This is a genomic window from Variovorax sp. CCNWLW186, assembly GCF_037203865.1.
GTDB lineage: Bacteria > Pseudomonadota > Gammaproteobacteria > Burkholderiales > Burkholderiaceae_C > Variovorax.
The window spans coordinates 140,994-165,568 of sequence record NZ_JBBCBO010000003.1 but is presented as its reverse complement, the minus strand read 5'-3'; the positions used below and the strand labels follow the sequence as shown (position 1 = coordinate 165,568).

Sequence of the window (24,575 nt, the reverse complement as noted above, 5' to 3'; positions counted from 1 at the left end):
TTCAGGCGTTTGCGGCCGCCTCGCGCCGGCGAGACTTTGCGAGCCACAGCAGCCCCGCGCCCGTGAGCACCACCGGCACCAGCGAACCGTAGTTCAACAGTTGCCAGCCCTGCGTCGTGACCAGCACGCCCGAGGCGAACGAGGTCAGTGCCACCGTCGCGAACACGCAGAAGTTGAGTGCGCCCTGCGCCCGGTCTCGTTCTTCCGCGGTGTAGGCCGTGAGCGAAAGGGTCGTGCTGCCGGTGAACAGGAAGTTCCAGCCAACGCCCAGCAGACACAGCGCCACCAGAAAATGCTGAAGCTCCACACCCGACAGCGCGATGGCAATGCAGCCGAAATTGAGCGCAACTCCCACGCCCATCACCGGCAGCGCACCGAAGCGGCGGATCAGGTGGCCGGTGAAGAAGCCGGGCGCGAACATGCCGATCACGTGCCATTCGAGCACCAGTGCGGCATCGGAGAAAGGCAGGCTGCAGATCTGCATCGCAATGGGTGTGGCCGCCATCAGCAGGTTCATCACGCCAAAGCCCAACGCACCCGCCGCGGCCGCCACGATGAACACCGGCTGGCGGATGAGCTGCGACAACGTCCTTCCACCCATGGCCTGCTGGCGTGTGAGGGGGGGCGGAAATTCAATGAAGCGCATGACCGCCATCGACAGCAACGCCACCGCCGCCAGCGCAATGTAGGCCCCCGCGAAGGGCACGGCGAACACTTCGCGCGTGGCCGTGGCGAGGTTGGGCCCCGCCACGGCGCCGATCAGTCCGCCGGCCATCACGAGCGACACGGCCTTCTCGCGCCACGCCGGTGCCGCGAGCTCGGCGGCTGCAAAGCGGTAGAGGCCGGCGTTGGCGTTGTAGTAGCCGGCCACCACCGTGGCAAAGCACAGCAGCCAGAAGTTCTTCGAAATCACCGCGAATGCGCACAGCAGGGCCGACCCGAGCCCGACGGCCAGGCCGATCTGGAACGACCCGCGCCGGCCGAAGCGTTGCTGCGTGCGCGCCACCAGTCCGGTGGTCAGCGCACCACCCACCACGTAGCCCATGATCGGCAGCGTGGCCATCCAGCCGCGGGGCGCAATGCTCAGGCCCACCAAGCCGTTGATGGCAATGAACGTGACGTTGTTGGTCAGGAACAAGCCCTGGCAGATGGCAAGCAGCCAGAGGTTGCGGTTCATCGGAAGAAGGTGGAAGCAGGTTGCGGCATGAAGGCTTGAGGTTCTACGTGATTCGCCGCGGATGCGCCAGTCGAAATGCGGCAGCCAAAAAAAAGCGCCCTCGCGGGCGCCGGAACTTCTATGAGCAAATTGGCTTACAGCTGCTTGTTCTGCAGCAGGCTGCCGAGCGAACCCAGGAGATCGTTCGGCGTGTCCAGGCCTTGCTCCGGCACCTTGCCTTGCGGCGTGAGCTGGTCGATGAGGGTGGGCAACATGGCAGCCAGCATGGGCAGCAGCGTTTGCGCATTGATGCCGAGCTTGGAAGCGATGCTGGCGATGGTGTCGCTGCCCAACGCGTCTTGCAGCTGCCCGCCGGAAACCGGCTGGTTTTCTCCCTTGCCGATCCACGAGCCGATGACGTCGCCCATGCCGGCCTGCTCGAATTTCGAGACCAGCCCTCCCAGGCCACCCTGGCCGCCATTGTTGGCGAGCAGGCCGCCCAGCGCGCCGGCCAGGCCGCCGAGATCTCCCGAGCCGCCGATGCCGCCGCCTTGCGGCTGCTGCTGTTGGGCAGCGCCTCCCAGCACTTGGCCGAGTACCGAATCGAGCATTCCCATGGACGTTTCCTTGGTGTGTGACAGAACTGCCGGCATTGTCGCCAGCGCGATGGGCTGCGCGCGAAAGGGGTTGCCCACTTTCGAGCGCGCAGTGTGACAAATTACTTGGTGCGCGCCGCGCGCTTCGGCAGCAATGCGGGGCTGACCCCTTGCACGCCGACCAGGCCGAGCACAGTCACGAGCGAATTCTGCGCGCCTTTCCATGCGTCTGTCACGTCGATCGATTCGCTCAAGGCATGAAAGCCGCTGGACTTGCCGCCGCCGCCGATGATGATGGCCGGAATGCCGTACGACATCGGCACGTTGGCATCGGTGCTGCCGCCGCGCAGCAGCGTCTTGTGGCCGAAGGCGGTGTTCGAGCGGATGGCCGCCTCCACGATCACCGAGTCGGACGGCGTGCGGCCGCCGGGGCGGTCGCCGATCAGCTTGTTGCTGGCGCTCAGCGTGGACACGTTCCAGCGCTTGTTTTCCTCGGCCACGGCCTCGTCGATGGCCGCAAGAATCTTCTTCTCGGTTTCGAGCAGCGACGCCATGTCGTCCGAGCGAATGTCGATTGCCATGCGAGCGTCGGGTGCAATGGTGTTCACCGACGTGCCGCCGCCCACGGTGCCGACCGTGAAGGTGGTCTTCGGAAAGCTGGGCGTGCGCACTTCCGCGATCTTGGCAATGGCGCGGCCCATGCCGTGGATGGCGCTGGGCACCTGGCCGAAGGCGGCAAAGCTGTGGCCGCCCGGTCCCTTGAACGTGACTTCATAGCGGTGGCTCGCGGTGCCGAGAATCAGCACGTTGCCATCGGGCGAAGGCTCGAGCCCCACCATGCCGTCGATGTCGAGGTTGTCGCGGAAGATCGCCTTCATGCCGCGCAGGTTGCCGAGTTCTTCCTCGCCGACATTGGCGACGAACAGGAGGTCGCCGACCGTCTGCACCTTGTTGTCGTTGAGCACCTTGAGCCACGACAGCAGCACCGAGAGACCGCGCGTGTCGTCGGCGATGCCTGGCGCGTGCAGCTTGCCGTCGCGCTCCTTCACTTTCACATCGGTGCCGGCGGGAAACACGGTGTCGAGATGGGCCGAAACGAGCAGCTTGGGGCCGTTGCCGGTGCCCTTGCGCAGGCCGATCACGTTGCCTTCGGCATCGATCTTCGCGTCGGTGAGGCCAAGAGCCTTCATGCGCGCCAGAAAAGCTTCGGCGCGCTTCTGTTCCTTGAACGGAGGCGCCTCGATCTCGGTCAGCATCTTCAGGTCTTCGATCGAGCGGTCATGGTCGGCCTTGACTGCGTCGAGCAGCTTCTGGATCGAAGGTGCCGCCGTCAGCTGGGTAAAGACCTTGTCCACCTCGGGAGCGACTTGCGCGGGCGTGGGCGCCACGGCGGTGTTCTGAGCCTGCGCACCCTGGGTGGCGAAGAGCATGGCCAGCACAAGGGGAGCGAGGGGCGCAAATCGGAGCGCGCGTGGCGAGCGAAGCATGACGTGAAGATCCTTCTCTGGTTGTGATGAATGGGTGAAGCAAGCATTGTTCCGCAACTTGCACCCCGGGCGGGCTGGCCTAGTGACCGGCCAGCGATACCAGCGCGGCGAGTGCCGCGGTTTCGGCGCGCAGCACGCGGGGTCCGAGCGTGACCGGCGCAAAGCCGCACGCGAGTGCTTCTTGTTCCTCAGCGGCGCTCAGGCCGCCTTCGGGACCGCTCAGCACCAGCACGCTTCGATCGGCCGGAGCCGACTCAATGGCGTCGGCCAGGCGGCGCGTGCCTTCGGCCAGGCTCAGGACGAGGCGCAGCGCCTCTTTGCCTGCCGCTGCGTCGATCCACGCCGAGGGGCTCGAGAAAGACCGCACCGGATGAATCACCGGCACGCGGTTGCGGCCGCACTGCTCGCAGGCCGCAATGGCAATCGCTTCCCAATGCGCCCTCTTCTTCTCGGCACGCTCGCCCGAAAGGCGCAGCACGCCGTGGGCGGTCGCCAGGGGCTGGATGCTCGCGACGCCCAGTTCGGTGGCCTTTTCGACCAGCCAGTCCATGCGTTCGTTGGCCGGCATGCCGACCGCGAGATGCACCGCGCGCGCGGCTTCGCGCTCCGTCGGCGTGTGGACGCCGACCGTGACGGAAACGTCGCTGCGCCCCATGCGCTCGACCGTGGCCGCGTATTCGCCGCCGGAACCGTTGAACAGCGTGAGTTCATCGCCGGGTTGCATCCGCAGCACCTGCACGTGGCGCGCGGCGCCGGGCGGCAGCGCCAGGGTGACGCCGGCGGCCAGCGGCACCGGGCAGTGAAAGCGGGGCATCTAGACCCTGCCGTAGGCAAAGCCGGTGATGGCCGAGCTGCCTTCGATTTCGTCAATCACGCGCAGCAGCGGGGTCAGCTCCATGTAGCGGCTGGCCGTGGAGCGGATGTAGGCGATGAAGCGCGGCGTGTCGGCCAGGTAGCGCGGCTTGCCATCGCGCAGCGTCAGGCGGGCGAAGATGCCGGCCACCTTGAGATGGCGTTGCAGCCCCATCCATTCGACCGAGCGATAGAAGGCGCCGAAATCCGCATCGACCGGCAGCTTGGCCCTGCGGGCGGCCTCCCAGTAGCGGATGGTGATGTCGAGCACGAATTCTTCATCCCAGCTCAGGAAGGCGTCGCGCATCAGGCTGGCGATGTCGTAGGTGATGGGGCCGTAGACCGCATCTTGGAAGTCGAGCACGCCGAGGTCTGCATCATTGCGGACCATCAGGTTGCGCGGCATGAAGTCGCGGTGGACGTAGACACTGGGCGAGGCCAGGTTGCTTTCGACGATGAGCTTGAAGCTCCGATCCAGCCGCTCCTTGAGCTGGCCTTCCACGGCAATGCCGCGGTGGCGGCCGATGTACCACTCGGGAAAAAGCGCCAGTTCCCGTTCGAGCAACGCCCTGTCGTACGGCGGCAGCACGCCCGGCCTGGACGCCAGTTGCCAGCGGATCAGCGCGTCGATCGCCTGGTCGTAGAGCGGCCGGCTCGCATCGGGCTTGGCCGGGTCGATCACGTCGAGCATGGTCTGGTGGCCGAGATCGTCGAGCAATAGAAAACCGTTCGGCCGGTCCCATTCGAGCACCCGCGGCGCCGTGACGCCGGCTTCGGCCATCAGGCGGGCGACCTGCACGAACGGCTCGCTGTTCTCCTTGTCGGGCGGCGCATCCATCACGATGCGGGTGCCGGCGGCCTCCGCGGCGTCGACGCGGAAGTAGCGCCGAAAGCTCGCATCGGCCGAAGCGAGGCGAACGGTGCCGGGCAGCAGGCGGTGCGCGGCGGCAATGCCGGCCAGCCAGCCTTCGAACACCGCGGCGCGCTGCGGATCGGCCCACAGAATGGGGTTGGCAGGGGGTGCGGGCTCGGTGGCCGGGGACGGGGGTGCTGTCATGGATAATCGATTCTACAAATCCGCCTGGCGCGGCAACTCCTGCGGTCCTCCCTGGTCGAACAGAGTTGCCGCCGGCCCCTGCAACCTGCCGGCCTGCCGCGCCGTCCTCCCGACGATCCTTCGTTCCTGACCGATGCCTACGATCCAAAGCTCCCACGTTTGGCACCTTGTGCACTCGCAGCCCTCCTTGGGGAGACTGCGGTCCTTCTCCGGAACGATGCGGCGGGAGGCTTGATGAGCCGACGTGCTGCTGCCTTGCGGCGTTCCGGCCCGCCGCTGCCATTGGCGTTGCTGTCGCTGGCGCTGCTGCACGCGCACGGCGCCTCCGCGCAGCCGGCGGGCGGCCTCGACGGCCCGCTGGTGCTCAAGCGCACGCCGCAACTGACTGAAACACTGCCCCCCGCGGAGCGCAGCCAGCTGCCGAGCCTGATCACCGGGGATCGCCTGTCGGGCCGCCAGGACCTGGAAACCGTGGTCGAGGGCAACGCCACCTTGCGGCGCGGCGAAGTCGCCATCACCGCCGACCGGCTCGAGTACTACCAGCCCGACGACCGCGCCAAGGCGCGCGGCAACGTGCGGGTGAACCAGGCCGGCAACGTGTACGAAGGGCCCGAGCTCGAACTCAAGCTCGAGACCTTCGAGGGCTTCTTCAACAACGTGCGCTACAGCTTTCTTGCCACCGGCGGGCACGGCGAGGCGCAGCGCATCGATTTCGTCGACAGCAGCGTGTCGGTGGCCCGCAGCGCCACCTACACCACCTGCCGCCGCGAAGACTACCCGGGCTGGATGCCGGCCTGGCTGCTGACCGCAGCCACCATGACCACCGACACCGAGGAAAACATCGGCGTGGCCACCAATGCGCGGCTGAGCTTCATGGGCATCAGCACGCCGCCGCTGCCGAGCGTGAGCTTTCCGCTGTCCAGCGAGCGCAAGAGCGGCCTCCTGCCGCCGACGATCGGCATCGACAACACCAACGGCATCGAGATTTCGCAGCCGTACTACTGGAACATCGCACCCAACCGGGATGCCACGTTCACGCCCACGCTGATGAGCAAGCGGGGGCTCAACCTGGGCTCGGAATTCCGCTATCTCGAGAAGGGGTACAACGGCACCATCCGCCTCGACTTCATGGGCAGCGACCGCCTGGTGGGCCAGCGCTACAACGAGCTGCGCGCCAGCCAACTCCAGCAGCTGGCCAACGGAGAAATCCAGGCCAAGGACCTGACCGCGGCGCCCAACAGCAGCAAGCGCTGGGGCATCTGGGGCACCCATCACCAGGAGTTCAATGCCAAGGCGCTGGGCCTGGATTCGCTGTCGGCCAACATCAACATCAACCGGGTCAGCGACGACGACTACTGGCGCGACTTCACGCGCACGCCCACGCTGGCGCAGCGCCAGCTGCCGAACGAAGCGTCGCTCAACTGGGCCAAGGACGACTGGAGCGGCATTCTGCGCACCACGCGCTACCAGACGCTGCAATACAACCTCTCGCCGATCGTGCCGTCGTACGACCGGATGCCGCAGATCACCGCGAACTATGCCAAGTACGACTGGCACGGCTTCGACGTGGGGCTCAACCTCGACTACACGCGCTTCCGGGTCAACAGCATCCTGAGCGGCCAGCCCGGCTTCGACGTCAACCAGCAGTCGCAGCCCGACGGGGACCGCGCCTTCGCGCAGGCAACCATCAGCCGCCCGTTCATCACGCCGAGCTCTTTCATCATTCCGAAGCTGCAGCTCCATGCGACTTCGTACAACTACTACCTGCCGCAGGCGGACGTTCCGAAGCTCACTGTCAACGGAATCACGTACGTCAATGGCGTGCCCTACAACCCGAACTCGCTGTACTTCTTCCCGACGTCGAGCAACCGGACGGTGCCAACCTTCAGCCTCGACAGCGGCCTGATCTTCGAGCGCGACGCCAACTACTTCGGCCGTGCCTTCCGCCAGACGCTGGAGCCGCGCGCCTATTACGTCTACACGCCGTACCGCAACCAGAGCATGCTGCCGAACTACGATTCGGCGGCCAACGATTTCAGCTTTGCGACCATCTATACCGAGAACGCGTTCTCGGGCAACGACCGCATCTCCGACACCAACACGCTCACGCTCGGCGTGACGTCCCGCCTGATCGACCCCGCCACCGGCGTCGAGGCGGCGCGCTTCGGCATTGCGCAGCGGCTGCGCTTCAGCGACCAGAAGGTCACGCTGCCGGGCGGCGTGCCTGTCACCGACCGCGCGAGCGACCTGCTGGTGGGCGCCCAGATCAACTGGACGCCCAAGTGGGCCCTGGACACCGTCGTGCAGTACAACCCCGACACGCAAAGGTCCACGCGCTCGGCCATCAGCGCGCGCTACAACCCCGAGCCGTATCACAACCTCAGCGCCGCATTCCGCTACCAGGCGCCCAGTACCCCGACCGCCACCGACGGCAACAAGTCGATCGACGTGGGCTGGCAATGGCCGCTCAACGACCTGTGGGGCGACAAGGGCAAGGACCTCGGTCCGGGCAAGGGCCAGGGTGGCGGCCGCTGGTATGCGGTGGGCCGGCTCAACTACAGCCTGCAGGATAAGAAACTCACGGACGGCGTGCTCGGTTTCGAGTACGACGGCTGCTGCTGGATCGGCCGCGTGGTGCTGCAGCGCGTGACCACCGGACAGGTCACGGCGAACACCCGCATCATGTTCCAGCTTGAATTCGTCGGATTTTCCAGCATCGGATCGAGTCCCATGCAGGCCCTGCGGCAAAACATCCAGCGCTACCAGCCCCTTCGCGAGCCCACCGAGGCGCCGAGCCGCTTCACCAATTACGACTGAGACGATTGAGCAACGCCATGAAACACATCCGTTCCATCCTTACCCTGAGCTGCCTTGCGGCGCTGGCCGCAACGTCGGGCGCGCAGGGCCTGCGTTCCGGCGGCGGCATCACGGACATCATGCGCGCGGGGCCACGCCTTGCACCGCCGGTGCAGCGCAGTGCTGCTCCTCCCGCTGCGGCGCCCGTGCAGCGATCGGCCGAGTACATCGTTGCGTTGGTCAATTCCGAGCCCATCACCAACACCGAGGTGCAGACGCGCGTCACGCGCCTGGTCCGCGAAAACCCGGAGGCCGAGCGCGTGCCCCGCGCTGAACTCACACGCCTTGTGCTCGAGCGCCTGATCTCCGAGCGCGCGCAGCTCCAGTTGGCGAAGGAAAACGGCATCAAGGTGGACGACGTGGCGATCGACCAGGCCGAGCAGACCGTGGCGCGCCAGAACGAGCTCAGCCTCGAAGAACTGCGCCGCCGTGTCGCGGCCGAAGGCATCACGGCACGCCAGTTCCGCAACGACCTGCGCGACCAGCTGCTGCTCACGCGCCTGCGCGACCGCGAAGTCGAATCGAAGGTCAAGGTCAGCGATTCCGAAGCCGACGAATACCTGCGCGACCAGCGCAACTCGCCCACCAAGGCCGCGGCCCTGCAGAACATCAATCTCGCGCAGCTGCTCGTCGCAGTGCCCGAGAACGCCACCGATGCGCAGGTGGCCACGCTGCAGCAGAAGGCCCAGGGCCTCGCGCAGCGCGCCCGCTCTGGTGAAGACTTCGCCAAGCTGGTGCAGGAAAACTCCGATTCGCCCGATCGCGCCAACGGCGGCGCCATCGGCATGCGCACCGCCGACCGCTATCCGACGCTTTTCGTCGAAGCGACCCAGTCGGTGCCCGTCAACGGCATTGCGGGCCCCATCCGCTCGGGCGCGGGCTTTCATGTGCTGAAGGTGCTGGCCAAGGCCCAATTGGGCGCCACAGACGCCACCGTTACGCAAACCCAGGTGCGCCATATCCTGCTGCTCAACGATCCCAAGCGCACCACCGCGCAGGCCGTTGCGCAGCTGGCCGAGTTCAAGCGCCGCGTGCAAGCCGGCTCGGCCGACTTTGCCGGCCTGGCGCGCGACAACTCGCAAGACGCCAGCGCCAAGGAAGGCGGCGACCTCGGCTGGTCGCGTCCGGGCCAGTTCGTGCCCGAGTTCGAAGAAGCCATGGACCGGCTCGCACCGGGCCAGATCAGCGACCCCGTGGTGTCGCGCTTCGGCGTCCACCTGATCCAGGTGGTCGGCCGCCGTGAATCCAAGCTCACGCAGGCCGAGCAGCGTGAAGCCGCACGCGCGGTGCTGCGCGAGCAGCGGGTCGAGGAAGCCTTCACCACCTGGGTGCAGGAAGTGCGCGCGCGCGCCTACGTCGAATACCGCGAGACGCCCCAGTCCTGATGGCACATATCGCCAGGAAGCGGTTCGGGCAGCATTTCCTGTCCGATGGCGGCATCATCGATGCGATCGTGCACGAGATCGCACCGCAGCCCGGCGATGCCATGGTCGAGATCGGTCCGGGGCTGGCGGCGCTCACGCAGCCGCTGGTCGAACGGCTCGGGCGCCTGACGGTGGTCGAGCTCGACCGCGACCTGGCCAAGCGCTTGCGGGACCATCCGCAGCTCGATGTGATCGAGTCGGACGTGCTCAAGGTCGATTTCGCCGAACTCGCCGCCCGGTTTCCGACGCCGCTGCGCGTGGTCGGCAACCTGCCCTACAACATCTCGACGCCCATCCTGTTTCATCTGCTGGGCTTCGCCCACCTGATTGCCGACCAGCATTTCATGCTGCAGAAGGAAGTGATCGACCGCATGGTCGCCAAGCCCGCCACTTCCGACTACAGCCGCCTGAGCGTGATGCTGCAGTGGCGCTACGAGATGGAAAACGTGCTGTTCGTGCCGCCGGAGAGCTTCGATCCGCCGCCGCGGGTCGACAGCGCCGTGGTGCGAATGGTGCCGCTGGCGCAGCCGCCGGCCGTCGATGCCGCGCGGCTCGGTGAAATCGTGCAGGTCGCCTTCAGCCAGCGCCGCAAGATCATGCGGCATACCCTGGGCAGGTGGCTCGAAGAGCATGGCTTTGCGGGCGAATTCGACGCCCAGCGCCGGGCCGAGGAAGTGCCAGTGGCCGAATACGTGGCCTTGGCGCAGGCCGTCCCCCCCGAGCCCAAATAAAAAAAGCCTGTCGAAACGGGCTTTTTTTGCGACGGGGGCGAGGGCTTTTAAGCCGCCGCCAGCCAGTAACCCGCATTGAACGGGCTGCTCATGCGCAATGCGAGCGGAGAAACGTCGACCAGTTTGTCGGTCGGCATTTTTTCGCCTTCCGGCTCCGTGCCGGTTGCCGCGGCAGCTGTGCCGCCGTTGATTTCGATGCCATCGAGTGCTGCGCCGTTCGGCTGAGCCTCGTTCGCCCGTTCTGCTTGGCTGGTGTGTGCAGAACGGGCTACAGAAAAGAATAGAAGCACCGGAACGGGACCTTCCGGTCGCCCCAGTAGTCCGAGGCGTCGCGGAAGATGTCGAGCAGCTGCTCGCGCGCTTCCTTGTCGAACTTGGCGTTGGCCGGAATCTGTTCGAGCACGATGACAAAACCGGGCTGCGGGCCCGATTTATGCAACGGGTCGGTCATGCAGTCGTACAGCGCGTCGAAATTCTTGCCGAAGTGCGCCGGAAAGGTGAACTGCTGCGCGATGAGGTCGAGAACGTCCTGCTTGGTCTGGGCATTGCCCAGGTTGGCATACAGGAAGTGCTGGCCCGCTGCATTGGCGGCTTCCTGCAGGTCGTTCACGCGGAACGCACGAATCGATTGCACGATGTTCGGGCGTACGGCACGAAGGGATAAGGTCATCTCCGCTGGTCTTTCCATAGTCATCATCATTTCTTCGGGGCGCTTCGGGGCGCCGCTCAAGTCGTTGTCATCGCTCATGGTGCAATCCGTCTGAAACTCGCGTAGTGGTCTGCCGTATACCAGCAGGCCTCGGGTGTCGTGCGCTGTTCACCGCCGCAGACAATGCGCCGCGCACCGCGATCGCGCGAGCCGGGTGTTGCCACCGTGTACTCGCGGTAATGACCGCGCCGCGCCGGCGGCAAAAGACGCTCGCGATTGCCAAATACAGTGCCGTCCTTTTCGTATCGGAAGGGGCCGCCACTCAGGATGGCTTCGTAGGTTCGCTGGCCCTGAACCGGCAATTCGGACAGTGCGATCGATTCCTGGGCGGGCTTTCCGGTGCCGAACCACTCGCGGCGGGCCTCGGCCCCCGTCGCCAACGCCGCCAGCACAAAGCCGGTGAGCGCAAACTTAGTGACAGAGGACGTGATCGAGGCGTAAGCCGCCATGGGGCACCACAAGAAAAGAGCGGGGGTTCCGAATTGGCGGGCAAACCTTGGGGTTAACCCGCAAATTCAAGCCCGCGAGTGTGCACCACGCTGGCGAAAATAGCAAGCGACTGCCCAAAGTTTGAGCAGTGCGAAGGGGCGGGGAGCGGCTGTTTAAGTGGGCAGCCACTCTCGCCAGAGAGCCTATCGCTCCGCGTTTGCGTCAGCGACAGTCAAAGCTGTCATGTTCACGATGCGCCGAACAGTTGCGCTGGCCGTGAGAATATGCACAGGTTTGGCAGCCCCGAGCAGCACCGGGCCGATGGCGATATTTCCGCCTGCCGCGGTCTTGAGCAGGTTGTAAGAAATATTGGCTGCATCGATGTTCGGAAAAACCAACAGATTGGCGTCGCCCGCGAGCGCGCTGTGCGGCATGACGACCGCGCGCTGCTTGCTGTCGAGCGCCACGTCGCCGTGCATTTCGCCGTCCACTTCGAGCCAGGGCGCCTGTACGCGCAGCAGGTCGAGCGTCTTGCGCATCTTGACCGCGCTGGGCTCGTTGCTGGTGCCGAAGTTGGAATGCGACAACAGCGCGGCCTTGGGCTTGAGGCCGAAGCGCATCATTTCCTCGGCCGCCATGGTCGTGATTTCGGCCAGCTCCTCGGGCGAGGGGTCGTAGTTGACGTGGGTGTCGACCAGGAACACCTGGCGGTCGGGCAGCAGCAGGCCGTTCATGCAGGCGTACACCGGCACGTCCTGCGGGGTGCTTTCGCAGCCGCCGGGGCGCTTGCCGATCACCTGGTCGATGTAGTGCAGGTGGATCAGCGTGGTGCCCCAGGTGCCGCAGATCATGCCGTCGACCTCGTCCTTGTGCAGCAGCATGGCGCCGATCAGCGTCAGGCGGCGGCGCATCTCGATCTTGGCGGTTTGCACCGTCTGGCCCTTGCGCTCCGTCATGCGGTGGTAGGTCTGCCAGAAGTCGCGGTAGCGGTGGTCCTGCTCGACGTTGACGATGTCGTAGTCCAGCTCTTCCTTCAGGCGCAGGCCGAACTTCTCGATGCGCTGCGCAATGATGGCCGGGCGGCCGATCAGCGTGGGGCGCGCAATGCCTTCGTCCACCACGATCTGCGCGGCGCGCAGGACGCGCTCTTCCTCGCCCTCGCAGTACGCCACGCGCTTCTTCTGCGCCCGCTTGGCGGCGTCGAAGATCGGCTTCATGGTGGTGCCCGAGGCATAGACGAAGCTCTGCAGGCGGTCGCGGTAGGCGTCCATGTCCTTGATGGGGCGCGTGGCCACGCCGCTCTCCGCCGCGGCCTTGGCCACCGCCGGAGCGATCTTCATCATCAAGCGCGGATCGAACGGCTTCGGAATGAGGTATTCAGGGCCGAAAGACAGCTTTTCGCCGACGTAGGCGGCGGCCACCCGTTCGCTCTGCTCGGCCTGCGCCAGGTCGGCAATGGCGTGCACCGCGGCAATTTCCATCTCGTCGGTGATGGTGGTGGCGCCCGAGTCGAGCGCACCGCGGAAGATGTACGGGAAGCACAGGACGTTGTTGACCTGGTTCGGGTAATCGGTGCGGCCGGTGGCCATGATCACGTCGGGGCGCACCGCGTGGGCGTCTTCAGGCGAGATCTCGGGGTTCGGGTTGGCCAGCGCAAAGATCACCGGGCGGGGCGCCATCTTGGCCACCATGGCGGGCTTGAGCACGCCGCCGGCCGACAGGCCCAGGAACACGTCGGCGCCTTCGATCACCTCCGCGAGCGAGCGCGCCGTGGTCTTCTGCATGTACTGGCGCTTGTCGTCGTCCATGAGCTCTTCGCGGCCTTCGTAGACCACGCCGGCCAGGTCGGTCACGAACACGTTCTCGCGCTTCAGGCCCACCTTGAGCAGCAGGTTCAGGCAGGCCAGCGCCGCGGCGCCCGCGCCGGAGGTGACCAGCTTGACCTGGGTGATGTCCTTGCCCGCCACTTTCAGGCCGTTGAGCATGGCCGCAGCCACCGTAATGGCCGTGCCGTGCTGGTCGTCGTGGAACACCGGGATCTTCATGCGCTTGCGCAGCTCGCGCTCGACGTAGAAGCAGTCGGGGGCCTTGATGTCTTCAAGGTTGATGGCGCCGAAGGTCGGCTCCAGCGCCGCGATCACCTCGACCAGCTTGGCGGGGTCCTTTTCGTCGATTTCGATGTCGAACACGTCCACGCCGGCGAACTTCTTGAAAAGCACGCCCTTGCCTTCCATCACCGGCTTGGCCGCCAGCGGGCCGATGTCGCCCAGGCCCAGCACGGCGGTGCCGTTGGTGATCACCGCCACCAGGTTGCCGCGCGCCGTGTACTTGAAGGCGTTGGCCGGGTCCTTGACGATTTCCTCGCAGGGCGCGGCCACGCCGGGCGAATAGGCCAGCGACAGGTCGCGCTGGTTCACCATCTGCTTGGTCGCGGCGATGGCAATCTTGCCCGGCACCGGAAGCTCGTGGTACTCGAGGGCGGCGCGCCGCAACTCGGCGCGCTTGTCTTCGGGCGTAGGGGTCGATGAGTTCGTCGAATCGGACATGTGCCGTTGCTCCTGGTGGCGCTTCTTCTGGGGGCGCCGATTGTAGACCTCGGCCCATGACGCCATAGGCCGTATGGCGGGGGATGGGCCTTGCCGAAAGCACGCCGGCCTGTCAAGGCGATGTGGCAATATGCGCAGTCTGTAAAAAAATTCGACGAGGAGCGGCCATGGCCCTGATGGATTTCATCAAGAAACAGTTCATCGACATCATCCAGTGGACCGAGACTGGCGATGGCACGTTGGCCTGGCGTTTCCCCATGGCCGAGATGGAAATCCAGAACGGCGCCTCCCTCACCGTGCGCGAGTCGCAGGTGGCCGTGTTCGTCAACGAAGGCCAGGTGGCCGACGTGTTCGGCCCCGGCATGTACAAGCTCACGACGCAGACGCTGCCCGTGCTCACGTACCTCAAGAACTGGGACAAGCTCTTCGAATCCCCCTTCAAGAGCGACGTGTACTTCTTCAGCACGCGCCAGCAGGTCGACCAGAAGTGGGGCACGCCGCAGCCCATCACCATCCGCGACAAGGACTTCGGCGCCGTGCGCCTGCGCGCCTTCGGCAACTACTCGTTCCGCATTGGCGACGCCAAGCTGTTCCACACCGAGATTTCCGGCACGCGCGACATCTACGGCGTGGCGGACCTCGACGGCCAGCTGCGCGGCCTGGTGCTGCAGAACATCAGCAACGCCATTGCCTCCAGCGGCGTGCCCTTTCTCGACCTTGCGGCCAACCAAATCCAGTTTGCGCAGGCGCTGGCCGCGCAGCTGGTGCCCGAGTTCGAGAAGATCGGCATCAAGCTCGAGAACATCACGGTCCAGAACGTCTCGCTGCCCGAAGAGCTGCAGAAGATCCTCGACCAGAAGATCGGCATGGGCATGGTCGGCAACGACATGGGCAAGTTCATGCAATACCAAACCGCGCAAGCCATTCCCAAGTTTGCCGAGGGCGCTGCCAACGGCGGCGGCATTGCGGGCGACGCCATGGGCCTGGGTGCCGGGGTGGCGCTCGGCCAGGTGCTGGCGCAAAACCTCGCCCAGGGCCTGAGCCCCAATGCAGCGGCGCAGGCTGCGGCAACCCAGCAGCAGCCTGCTGTTGCCGTGGTGAGCCCGAACGACGTCATGACCACGCTCGAAAAGCTCGGCGAGCTCAAGACCAAGGGCATCCTCACGCAGGAAGAGTTCGACGCCAAGAAGGCGGAGCTGCTCAAGAAGCTGGTCTAAGCACCGGCAATGGCTGAGCAACCAGGCGCCCAGCGCGCCTACCGTGCGCCCTGCCCTGGCTGCGGCGCACCGGTCGAATTCCGTTCCGCGCAATCGACGCATGCGGTGTGCCCGTATTGCCAGAGCACCGTCGTGCGCCAAGGCGACACGCTCGCGCGCATCGGCAAGATGGCCGAGCTGTTCGACGACTTCAGTCCGCTGCAGCTGCTTGCAGCCGGCCGGATCCAGGACCAGCCGTTCACCATCGTCGGGCGCCTGCAATACAGCCACCCGGGCGGGCGCTGGACCGAATGGATTGCCGCTCTCGACGACGGCCGAGCCGGCGTCCTGAGCGAGGACAACGGCGCCTATGTCTTTGCGCTGCCGTTCGAACTGCAGCGCGTCGCGCCGCCGCCCACCGACCTGCGCGTGGGCGCCACCAGCGCGTTCAACGGCCAGAGCTACACCGTTTCGTCGAACGAACAGGTGGCGCTGCTTTCCGCCCAGGGCGAGCTCTCGCATCTGCCGGAACTGGGCCGCTCGTTCCCCATGGTCGAGCTGCGCAGCGGCAACGGGCTGGTGCTCAGTCTCGACTACAGCACGCAGCCTCCGGGCGCGTACCTGGGCCGCTCGGTACAGCTCGAAGACCTGCAGCTCAGCGGCCTGCGCGACGAATCCGCCAAGGACGAAAAAGGCCGCGCCTTCAACTGCCCCAATTGCGGCGCGCCCGTTACCGTCAACCTGGCCGACAGCAAGAGCATTACCTGCGGCTCGTGCGACAGCATCATCGACCTGTCGCAAGGCATTGGCGGCGAGCTGAAGCACGCGGAGCAGAACGAACCCGTTCGCCCGCTCATCGCCATCGGCAGCGTGGGCCAGCTGCAGGGCGCACAGTGGCAGGTGGTGGGCTTCCAGCACCGCATGGGCACCGAGCCGGGCGACGATGAGCACTTCGGCTGGAGCGAGTACCTGCTGTACAACAAGAAGCGCGGCTTCAGCTTCCTGGTCGACGCCGAAGACGGCTGGAGCATGGTCAAGCCGACCACCGGCGCGCCCGTCATGGCCGAGAACGGCAGCAGCGCCAGCTACCTTGGCAAGCGCTACACCCAGCAATACGCCTACAACGCCGAAACCACCTACGTGGCGGGCGAGTTCTACTGGCAGGTGGAGCGCGGACAGAAAACCTTCAACCGCGACTTCGCCAGCGGCAACGCGCTGCTGTCGATGGAGCGCTCGGCCAACGAGCTGACGTGGTCATCGGGCAGCAAGCTCGACAGCGGCGCGGTGTCCGCCGCGTTCAAGCTCGACGACAAGAAGGACATGTTCGTGCGCGGCGACGCACTGCCCGTCAGCGCTGCGTCGGGCATGGGCTGCGGCACGATCATCTTCATCGTGATCATCGTCATCGTTCTGCTCATCATCCTGAGCACCTGCTCGTCGCGCTGCGACCCGAGCGTGCAAAACTGTTCGAGCTCGCGCAGCACGGGCGGCTCGTACGGCGGCTATTCGAGCGGCGGCGGCCACAAATGACGGCGGAGTTTCTCGCGATGTCTTCTCTCACTACTGCTACTACGACTGGAGGTCCCCATGGGATTTGAATGGCTGAAACCGGGCGTGGTCCTCGGATCGCTCGTGTATGCGCTGCTTGGCGTGCTGATCTTCTGGCTGTGCTTCCTGATCATCGACAAGCTCACGCCCTACGATTTGTGGGGCGAGATCGTCGAGAAGCAGAACGTCGCGCTGGGGCTGGTGGTCGCGGCAATGAGCCTGGGCATCTGCGTCATCGTGGCCGCGGCAATCCATTAGCGCTTGCTTGCTTCCGTGGACGCTCCTGTCAGTCCGGCGCCGCCGGCCAAGGGGCCGCAGCCCGTTGAAATTGCGCTGCTCGCCAGCGTGTTCGTGGTGGCCGCCTGCGGCCTGGTCTATGAACTGACCGCGGCCGCGCTGAGCTCCTACCTGCTCGGCGACTCGGTGCTGCAGTTCAGCACCATCATCGGCACCTACCTGTTTGCCATGGGTGTCGGCTCGTGGCTCTCGCGCTATTTCGAGCGCCAGCTGCCCGCGCATTTCCTTCGCATCGAACTGCTGGTTGCGCTCATCGGCGGCGCGCTGCCGGCCATTCTTTTCCTGGCCAACGCGTACGTGCCCGGCGCCTTCCGCCTGCTGCTCTACGGCCTGGTGATGGTGGTGGGCACGCTGGTGGGGCTCGAGATACCGCTCGTGATGCGCATCCTCAAGCGCAACATCCAGCTCAAGAACCTGGTATCGCAGGTGCTCACCTTCGACTACCTCGGTGCGCTGGCCGTGTCGGTGGCTTTTCCGCTCATCCTGGTGCCGCAGCTCGGCATGATCCGCACGGGGCTCCTGTTCGGCTTCATGAACGCGGCCGTGGCCGTGTGGGCGTTGTGGCTGTTTCGCCATGAACTGCGCCGCATGGGTGCCCACGCGGTGGCTTGCTTTCTTGCGCTCGCGGCGCTGCTTGGCGCCTTTGTGTGGGCCGACCACATCACCACGCTGGCCGAAGACAAGTTCTACCAGGACCACATCGTGTTCAGCGCCAGTTCGCCCTATCAGCGCATCGTGGTCACGCGCGGGCAACTCGGGCACCGCCTGTTCCTGAACGGCAACCTGCAGTTCGCCGAGCGCGACGAATACCGCTACCACGAGGCGCTCGTTCACCCGGCAATGGCCGCGCACGGCGCACCGAAGAAAGTGGCGGTGCTCGGCGGCGGAGACGGCATGGCGGTGCGCGAGATTCTCAAGTACCCCTCGGTCGAATCGGTCACGCTGGTGGAGCTCGACCCGAACATGACCCAGCTTTTTGCCGGGCATGAAACGCTGGCTGCGCTCAACGGCCATGCGCTCTCGTCGCCCAAGGTGAAGGTCGTCAACACCGACGCCTTCCAGTGGCTGCAGCAACCCGGAGACATGTTCGACGTCATCGTGGTGGACTTTCCCGACCCGACCAACTTTGCCATCGGCAAGCTCTACACCAACAGCTTCTATTCGTTGCTCGAAAAGCGTCTTTCCGCGAGCGGCTATGCGGTGATCCAGACCACATCGCCGCTGGTGGCGCGCAAGAGCTACTGGACCGTGGCAACCACCATCGAGTCGGTCGGTCTGAAGGCCACGCCGTATCACGCCCATGTACCGAGCTTCGGCGAGTGGGGCTACATCATCGCCAGCCGCCGCCCGTACCGCATGCCGGATGCGCTGCCCTCCGGACTGCGTTTCCTGGCACCTTCGACATTGCCGTTGATGTTCGACTTTCCACTCGACATGGCGCGTGTGCCGGCCGAGGTCAACCGCCTGTCGAACCAGACCCTCGTCACCACTTACGAACAAGAGTGGGGCAAGGTCATGACGCACTAGCCCCGGCATGCAGCGGCGCGATTTTCTCGGTGCAGTGGGTGCGGCGGGCGCCTTTGCCCTCGCGGGCTGCGAGGCGCCGCAGCCAATCATCGAAGGCGGCTTCACCGGCATCGACATGGCGCGAGGCCACGCCATGCGCGACGGCGCGCTCAAGAGCCAGGCCCCTGCAACCGCGAAGCGCACGCGCGTGGTCATCGCCGGAGGCGGCGTTGCAGGCCTTGCCGCGGCGCGCGCCTTGCGGCTTTCGGGCATCGAAGACTTCGCCCTGCTCGAACTCGAAGACACGGCCGGCGGCAACTCCCGTGCCGGCATGGTCAACGGCATTGCCTGCCCGCTGGGCGCGCATTACCTGCCGGTGCCCGACGACAACGCCCGCGAGGTGCAAGACCTGCTGGAGGAACTGGGCCTGCGCCGCCGCGTGGCCGGTCGCTGGGAATACGACGAACGCAACCTTTGCCACAGCCCGCAGGAGCGCCTGTTCTTTCGCGGCGAGTGGCAAGACGGCCTCCTGCCCGTGCACGACGTCGGCGAGAGCACCCATGCGCAGTACCGCAAGTTCGCGCAACGGATCGATGCGCTGCAGCACGCGGCGCATTTCGCCATTCCCACGCTCAAGGTGGCGGCAACCCCCGAGCTGCTCGCGCTCGACGCCGTTCCGTTCGAGCGCTGGCTCGACAGCGAAGGCTTCAGCGATCCGCAACTGCGCTGGTACCTCGACTACTGCTGCCGCGACGACTATGGCGCCGGCATCGCCCATGTTTCGGCCTGGGCCGGCATCCACTATTTCGCAAGCCGGCACGGGTTTCATGCGCCGGGTTCGTCGGGCGTTGGTGCGGATTCGAACCCCGAACGCGACGGCGTGCTCACCTGGCCCGAGGGCAACGGCTGGCTCACCAAGCGGCTCGCCGAGCCCCTGGGTGACCGGTTGCATACGGGGCAGGTCGTCACGCGCATCGCCGATCTGCGCGGGGGCGTGGAGGTCGACGCATGGGACGCCGAAACAAAATCGCTGGTGCGCTGGCAGGCCGAGCGCTGCATCGTCGCGCTGCCGGTGTTCATCGCCGCCCGCATCGTCGAGAACGCGCCGGAGGTGCTGCGCAATGCCGTCGCGCACGTGCGCCATGCGCCCTGGCTGGTCGCCAACGTGCACCTGAGTGGCCCGTTTGCCGACCGCCCCGGCGCGGCGCCGAGCTGGGACAACGTCGTGTACGGCACACGCGGCCTGGGGTACGTCGATGCGCGCCACCAGACGCTCGACCCTACGCCGCGCGGCACCGTCATCAGCTGGTACCGCCCCCTCGGGCCGAGCAGCTACGACTCGGTGGACGGACGCCGCCTGTTGCAGGACCGCCCCTGGACCGGATGGCGCGACGACCTGCTTGCCGAGCTCTCGGTGCCGCATCCGGACCTGCCGGAGCTGGCCACGCGCGTCGAGATCACCCGCTACGGCCACGCCATGGCCATTCCAACGCCGGGCCTGTTGGCACGCATGGGTACTGCGCACCGCGGCCACGTTGCCGCCGGGCGTCTCTCGTTCGCGCATGCGGACTGGTCGGGCTACTCCATCTTTGAAGAAGCGTTTACGCGTGGGCACGTTGCGGGCACGGTCGCCGCATGAAGATCTCCGCCGCGGGGTGATGCCCCGGCTGATGGTGAACAAGTCCTCGCTCCGGCTCTAAACGTTGCATGTCATGGCCGCGTCACGCGCAATCGGCATGGTCTCGCGCTTCGACTGAAACCTTTCTTCTTGCTCTCATGACGCGCATCGCTTCTCTCTCCTTCATCGCCCTTGCCGGCGCATTTGCTTGCGGCAACGCCGCCGCACAGACCGTTTTTCCGGTCGCGCTCGCCGGCCATGCCGTGCTGCCCGCGCAGAGCTTCGTTGCGGCGCCCAAGGACGCGCCGGCCGATCTGCAAGTGAGCGGCAAGTTCACCTCGGGCAAGCGCGTGGAGGCGCTGGGCACTGTGGAAGGTCTCTCGGGCGGGCGCGGCACGGGCGTTTCGGTGCCCTTCAAGGGCCAGCCGCTGCAGGGCCATTCGGGCATCAAGAAGATGGACGACGGCTCGTTCTGGATTCTTACCGACAACGGTGCGGGCGCCAAGGCCAATTCGCCCGACTTCATGCTCTACCTGAACCACTACAAGGTGGACTTCAAGAGCGGCAAGTTCAACCGCCTCGACACCGTTTTCCTGCATGACCCCGACAAGAAGGTGCCCTTCCGCATCGTTCATGAAGGCACGAAGCAGCGCTACCTCACGGGGTCCGACTTCGATCCCGAGAGCCTGCAGTTTGCCGGCGGTGCGATGTGGATCGGCGATGAGTTCGGTCCCTTCCTGATCAAGGCCGACCTGAAGGGCAAGGTGCTCGCGGTGTTCGACACGCTGGTGGGCGGCAAGGCCGTACGCTCGCCTGACCATCCGTCGGTCACCACGCCGGGGGCACCGGGTGGCGCGGTCGATTTCCAGGTCAAGCGCTCCAAGGGCTTCGAAGGTATGGCCGCGTCGAAAGACGGCAGCAAGCTCTATGCGCTGCTCGAAGGCCCGGTGTGGAACGCGGAGACCAAGGACTACGAGAAACAGGACGGCAAGGAAGCATTGCGCGTGCTGGAGTTCGACGTGGCCTCCGAAAAGTGGACGGGCCGCCACTGGCACTACGTGCTCGAGGCCAACGGCCATGCCATCGGCGACTTCAACATGATCGATGGCACCACGGGCCTCATCATCGAGCGCGACAACGGCGAAGGCACCAGCGACAAGGCCTGCCCCGAAGGCCAGAAGCGCACCGACTGCTTCCACGACATCGCCAAGTTCAAGCGCGTCTACAAGGTCGAGCTGAACGACGCCAACGTGGGCGGCGCGGTGCGCAAGATCGGCTACATCGATCTGCTGAACATCGCCGACCCGGCCAAGCTCGCGCGCAAGCCGCTGAACGACGGCGTGCTCAAGTTCCCGTTCTTCACCATCGAGAACGTCGACGTGGTGGACGCCACGCACATCGTGGTCGGCAACGACAACAACCTGCCGTTCTCCAGCAGCCGCGAGCCGAACAAGGCCGACGACAACGAGCTGGTGCTGCTTGAAGCGGGGGCGTTGCTGCAGGCCAAGTAGCCTGAGTCTGCCGCGGTCTCGATAATCGGGCGCATGTCGCCCGAACTGCTTCCCGCCATTGCCGCCTTCGCACGCGTTGCGCACCACGCCAGCTTCACGCGGGCGGCGGAAGAACTGGGCGTCTCGCCTTCGGCGCTGTCGCAGACCTTGCGCACGCTCGAGCGGCGGCTGGGCGTGCGCCTGCTCGACCGCACCACACGCCGCGTGGGCGTGACCGAACTGGGCCAGCAACTGCTGAAGGGCGCGCAGCCGGCGCTTGCCGCGCTCGCGCAAACGGTGGAAGGCATCAATGAGGCGCGCGACAAGCCGGCGGGGCTGCTGCGGCTGAACGTTGCGCGCGCGTCGGCCGAGCTCCTGCTGTATCCGCACTTGGGGGACTTTGCCGAGGCGTTTCCGGACATCACGCTGGAGCTGGTTTGCGATAACCGCATGGTCGACCTGGTCGAAGGCGGTTTCGATGCGGGCATCCGGCTTGGCGAAAGCCTGGCGCAAGACGTGGTGGCATTGCCGATGGGCGGGCCGCAACGCATGGTGACTGTTGCGTCGCCGCGCTACCTTGCAAAACGCAAATTGCCGAAGACGCCCGAAGACCTGCGCGAGCACCAGTGCATGAACTACCGCCTGACCACGGGCGGCCTTTATCGGTGGGAGTATGCGCAGGACGGCCGCGTGCTCGACATTGAAGTGGCCGGCCCGCTGGTCAGCAACGACGGCGACGTGCTGCTGGCCGCTGCGCGCGACGGCGCGGGCATTGCCGTGGCTTTCGAAGGCTCGGTGCGCGGCGATCTCGACAGCGGCCGGCTGTTGCCGCTGCTCGAGCCCTGGTGGCCGACCTTTCCGGGCTTCTACCTCTATCACCCGAGCTCCGCGCAGATACCGCGCAAGCTTCGGGTGTTCATCGACTTTTTGCAGGCGCGGCATGTGCCGCCGCCGGTGTCTCAGCGGGCGGTCAAGCTCGCATCAGTGCCTCGATCTCGTCCGCCTTCACCGGCACGCCGCGCGAAATAAGCTCGCAGCCGGTGGCCGTGACGATGGCGTCGTCCTCGATGCGGATGCCGATGTTGTGGAACTGCTCGGGCACGCCGTCGGCGGGCCGCACATAGATGCCGGGTTCCAGCGTCAGCACCATGCCCGGATGCAGGATGCGGCTCGGCCGGTTCTTGATGATCTCGTTCGACAGCGGATCTTTTCGCTCGCTCACCTCGCCCACTTGCGTAGGCTCGACGTAGCTGCCGCAGTCGTGCACGTCCATGCCCAGCCAGTGGCCGGTTCGGTGCATGTAGAACTGGAAGTAGGCGCGGCTGTCGATCACGTCGCCGACGCCGCCGACCTTGTTTGCGTCGAGCAGGCCCAGGTCGAGCATGCCCTGCGCAAGCACGCGCACGGCCGCATCGTGCGGGTCGTTGAAGCGGTTGCCGGCCTTGGTGGCCGCGGCCGATGCGTCCTGGCTGGCAAGCACCAGGTCGTACAGCGCGCGCTGCGGGCCACTGAACTTGCCGTTGGCGGGAAAGGTGCGCGTGATGTCGCTCGCGTAGCCATCGAGCTCGCAACCGGCGTCGATGAGCACCAGCTCGCCGCTTCGCACCGGCGCCGCGTCGGCGCGGTAGTGCAGCACGCAGGCATTGGCGCCCGCCGCCACGATGGAGCCGTAGGCCGGGTACTGCGAGCCGCCCAGGCGGAACTCGTGCAGCAGCTCGGCATCAAGGTGGTATTCGCGCACGTCCTTGCCCTCGCGCAGCATGCGGGCCGAAAGCTGCATTGCGCGAATGTGCGCCCTGGCGCTGATCTGCGCGGCACGCCGCATGATGTCTTGTTCGTGCGCGTCCTTGATCAGCCGCATTTCGTCGAGTGGGCCGCACAGGTCGTGCTGCTCCTGCGGGCACAGCGCGCCATAGCGTACGCGCGCGCGCACCGATTGAAGCCAGCCGTCGACGCGGGTTTCCAGCCCCTTGTGGGTGGCGAACGGAAACCACACGGTCGACCTGTTCTCGAGCAGCTTGGGCAGCTTGGCGTCGAGGTCGTTGACCGAGAAGGCCTCTGTCACGCCAAGCGCCTCGGGCGCCGCGTCGGGGCCCAGGCGGTAGCCGTCCCAGATCTCGCGCTCCAGGTCCTTGGGGGCGCAGAACAGCGTGCTGCGGCCATCGCCCGCCAGCACCAGCCAGGCGTTCGGTTCGGTGAAGCCGGTCAGGTAGTAGAAGTAGCTGTCGTGCCGAAACAGAAAGTCGCTGTCGCGGTTGCGCTGCCGCTCGGGCGCGGTCGGCACAATGGCGATGCCGTCCTTGCCCAGTTGCGAGGCGAGGCGCGCGCGGCGCTCGGCGTAGATCTTGTGGTCTTCTGAGGTCATCTTGGCGTGTTCAGTTGAAGAAGCCGTTCGGGCGTTCCCACATCGGTCCATTGCCCGGTGTAGAGCTCGGCGCTCACGAGTTCATTGTCCATCGCGGCGCGCAAGATGGGTGCCAGCGGGGCTTTGAGGCCCGCCGGGTTGCCGGCGGGAATGCCGCAGTAAGGCGGCGAAAAGAGCGCGGCGCGGTACAGGCCGATGGTCGAGAAGGTGTATTTCTCGGCCGCCGAATTGAGCGCTAGGCCTTCGGCCGAAAGCCCGAAATCGCCCTTCGGGTTGTGCGGCGGGTTGGGCACCAGCCACAGGTGCGCGAGCTTGCCACTTGCCGCAAAGCGCTCCACCGAGGCTTGCGTGAAGGCGAAATCCGGCGCGAACACATCGCCGGCCGCCACCCAGAAAATATCGCCCAGCCGCGGCAGCGCGCGCACGATGCCGCCCGCCGTTTCCAGCGCGCCGCCAAAGTCGCGGCCTTCGTCGGAATATGAAATTGATAGCGCGCGCTGCTCGCCAAGCTGCGATTCGGGGCCGAAGCGGCCGGAAATCTGCTCGCCCAGCCAGTCGGTGTTGACTACCAGTTGGGTGAATCCGCCGGCCGCCAGGGCTTCCATGGGCCATTGCATCAGCGGCTTGCCGCGCACTTCGAGCAGCGGCTTGGGCGTGGTGTCGGTCAGCGGGCGCATGCGCTCACCGCGGCCGGCCGCGAGGATCATGGCTC

General features: G+C 65.9%; 21 protein-coding genes. 10 read left to right on the top strand and 11 right to left on the bottom strand.

The genetic code is table 11. The features are described from left to right. Position 1 precedes the first annotated feature (1 nt). From V9K97_RS05010 to V9K97_RS04990, 5 genes are all read right to left on the bottom strand, one after another. Positions 2-1,177: an MFS transporter gene (locus V9K97_RS05010; protein ID WP_337316699.1), complete on the bottom strand. Its 1,176-nt coding sequence runs from the start codon at positions 1,175-1,177 to the stop codon at positions 2-4. A gap of 134 nt (positions 1,178-1,311) precedes the next feature. Beyond that, positions 1,312-1,773 carry a YidB family protein gene (locus tag V9K97_RS05005; RefSeq protein WP_337316697.1) on the bottom strand — a complete coding sequence of 154 codons (462 nt, stop codon included), beginning with the start codon at positions 1,771-1,773 and terminating at the stop codon, positions 1,312-1,314. 101 nt (positions 1,774-1,874) lie between these two features. Then, positions 1,875-3,239 carry a M20/M25/M40 family metallo-hydrolase gene (locus V9K97_RS05000; RefSeq protein ID WP_337316695.1) on the bottom strand — a complete coding sequence of 455 codons (1,365 nt, stop codon included), beginning with the start codon at positions 3,237-3,239 and terminating at the stop codon, positions 1,875-1,877. Between the two features lie 79 nt (positions 3,240-3,318). Beyond that, positions 3,319-4,053, bottom strand: a complete 735-nt coding sequence (locus V9K97_RS04995; protein WP_337316693.1) for a 16S rRNA (uracil(1498)-N(3))-methyltransferase — start codon at positions 4,051-4,053, stop codon at positions 3,319-3,321. Next, positions 4,054-5,148, bottom strand: a complete 1,095-nt coding sequence (locus V9K97_RS04990; RefSeq protein WP_337316691.1) for an aminoglycoside phosphotransferase family protein — start codon at positions 5,146-5,148, stop codon at positions 4,054-4,056. A 234-nt stretch (positions 5,149-5,382) separates the two neighbouring features. Here V9K97_RS04990 and V9K97_RS04985 point away from each other — a divergent pair, with 234 nt between their 5' ends. Genes V9K97_RS04985 through rsmA form a run of 3 tightly spaced genes read left to right on the top strand, consistent with a single transcriptional unit; the run spans position 5,383 to position 10,159 of the window. After that, positions 5,383-7,965 carry an LPS-assembly protein LptD gene (locus V9K97_RS04985; protein WP_337316689.1) on the top strand — a complete coding sequence of 861 codons (2,583 nt, stop codon included), beginning with the start codon at positions 5,383-5,385 and terminating at the stop codon, positions 7,963-7,965. 17 nt (positions 7,966-7,982) lie between these two features. Next, positions 7,983-9,389, top strand: coding sequence for a peptidylprolyl isomerase (locus tag V9K97_RS04980; RefSeq protein ID WP_337316687.1), 1,407 nt, complete (start codon positions 7,983-7,985; stop codon positions 9,387-9,389). Then, complete coding sequence (gene rsmA, locus V9K97_RS04975; protein ID WP_258503088.1) at positions 9,389-10,159, top strand: 16S rRNA (adenine(1518)-N(6)/adenine(1519)-N(6))-dimethyltransferase RsmA; 771 nt, start codon at positions 9,389-9,391, stop codon at positions 10,157-10,159. The genes V9K97_RS04980 and rsmA overlap by 1 nt, the downstream gene beginning before the upstream one ends. 47 nt (positions 10,160-10,206) lie before the next feature. On the opposite strand, the gene V9K97_RS04970 is transcribed toward rsmA, so the two are convergent. From V9K97_RS04970 to V9K97_RS04955, 4 genes are all read right to left on the bottom strand, one after another. Further along, on the bottom strand, positions 10,207-10,449 hold the full coding sequence (locus V9K97_RS04970; protein WP_200934360.1) for a hypothetical protein: 243 nt from the start codon (positions 10,447-10,449) through the stop codon (positions 10,207-10,209). Beyond that, complete coding sequence (locus V9K97_RS04965) at positions 10,428-10,853, bottom strand: barstar family protein (protein ID WP_086012221.1); 426 nt, start codon at positions 10,851-10,853, stop codon at positions 10,428-10,430. Before V9K97_RS04965 ends, V9K97_RS04970 begins: the two co-directional genes overlap by 22 nt. A gap of 50 nt (positions 10,854-10,903) precedes the next feature. Beyond that, entirely contained in the window at positions 10,904-11,317 is a 414-nt protein-coding gene (locus V9K97_RS04960) for a ribonuclease domain-containing protein (protein WP_337297294.1), read from the bottom strand. A gap of 183 nt (positions 11,318-11,500) precedes the next feature. After that, positions 11,501-13,843: an NADP-dependent malic enzyme gene (locus V9K97_RS04955; protein WP_337316683.1), complete on the bottom strand. Its 2,343-nt coding sequence runs from the start codon at positions 13,841-13,843 to the stop codon at positions 11,501-11,503. A gap of 167 nt (positions 13,844-14,010) precedes the next feature. Here V9K97_RS04955 and V9K97_RS04950 point away from each other — a divergent pair, with 167 nt between their 5' ends. The 7 genes from V9K97_RS04950 to V9K97_RS04920 all read left to right on the top strand — a co-directional run bounded on the left by V9K97_RS04950 (position 14,011) and on the right by V9K97_RS04920 (position 22,527). Further along, a complete protein-coding gene (locus V9K97_RS04950) occupies positions 14,011-15,060 on the top strand; it encodes an SPFH domain-containing protein (protein ID WP_337316681.1) in 1,050 nt (349 codons plus the stop codon). Between the two features lie 9 nt (positions 15,061-15,069). Continuing rightward, complete coding sequence (locus tag V9K97_RS04945) at positions 15,070-16,569, top strand: DUF4178 domain-containing protein (RefSeq protein WP_258503084.1); 1,500 nt, start codon at positions 15,070-15,072, stop codon at positions 16,567-16,569. A gap of 57 nt (positions 16,570-16,626) precedes the next feature. After that, positions 16,627-16,845 carry a DUF350 domain-containing protein gene (locus tag V9K97_RS04940; RefSeq protein ID WP_015868006.1) on the top strand — a complete coding sequence of 73 codons (219 nt, stop codon included), beginning with the start codon at positions 16,627-16,629 and terminating at the stop codon, positions 16,843-16,845. Positions 16,846-16,860: 15 nt separating this feature from the next. Continuing rightward, positions 16,861-18,411 (top strand): polyamine aminopropyltransferase, encoded by a 1,551-nt coding sequence (locus V9K97_RS04935; RefSeq protein WP_337316679.1) that lies wholly within the window; start codon positions 16,861-16,863, stop codon positions 18,409-18,411. Between the two features lie 7 nt (positions 18,412-18,418). Next, complete coding sequence (locus V9K97_RS04930) at positions 18,419-20,029, top strand: FAD-dependent oxidoreductase (RefSeq protein WP_337316677.1); 1,611 nt, start codon at positions 18,419-18,421, stop codon at positions 20,027-20,029. Positions 20,030-20,166: 137 nt separating this feature from the next. Further along, positions 20,167-21,519 (top strand): esterase-like activity of phytase family protein, encoded by a 1,353-nt coding sequence (locus tag V9K97_RS04925; RefSeq protein ID WP_337316675.1) that lies wholly within the window; start codon positions 20,167-20,169, stop codon positions 21,517-21,519. Between the two features lie 33 nt (positions 21,520-21,552). Beyond that, on the top strand, positions 21,553-22,527 hold the full coding sequence (locus tag V9K97_RS04920) for a LysR family transcriptional regulator (protein ID WP_337316673.1): 975 nt from the start codon (positions 21,553-21,555) through the stop codon (positions 22,525-22,527). Here the strand turns inward: V9K97_RS04920 and V9K97_RS04915 are convergent. Continuing rightward, entirely contained in the window at positions 22,469-23,863 is a 1,395-nt protein-coding gene (locus tag V9K97_RS04915) for an aminopeptidase P N-terminal domain-containing protein (protein WP_337316671.1), read from the bottom strand. The two genes, V9K97_RS04920 and V9K97_RS04915, sit on opposite strands and share 59 nt — an antisense overlap. Beyond that, complete coding sequence (locus V9K97_RS04910) at positions 23,860-24,570, bottom strand: nucleotidyltransferase family protein (protein WP_337316669.1); 711 nt, start codon at positions 24,568-24,570, stop codon at positions 23,860-23,862. The genes V9K97_RS04915 and V9K97_RS04910 overlap by 4 nt, the downstream gene beginning before the upstream one ends. Between the last annotated feature and the right edge of the window lie 5 nt (positions 24,571-24,575).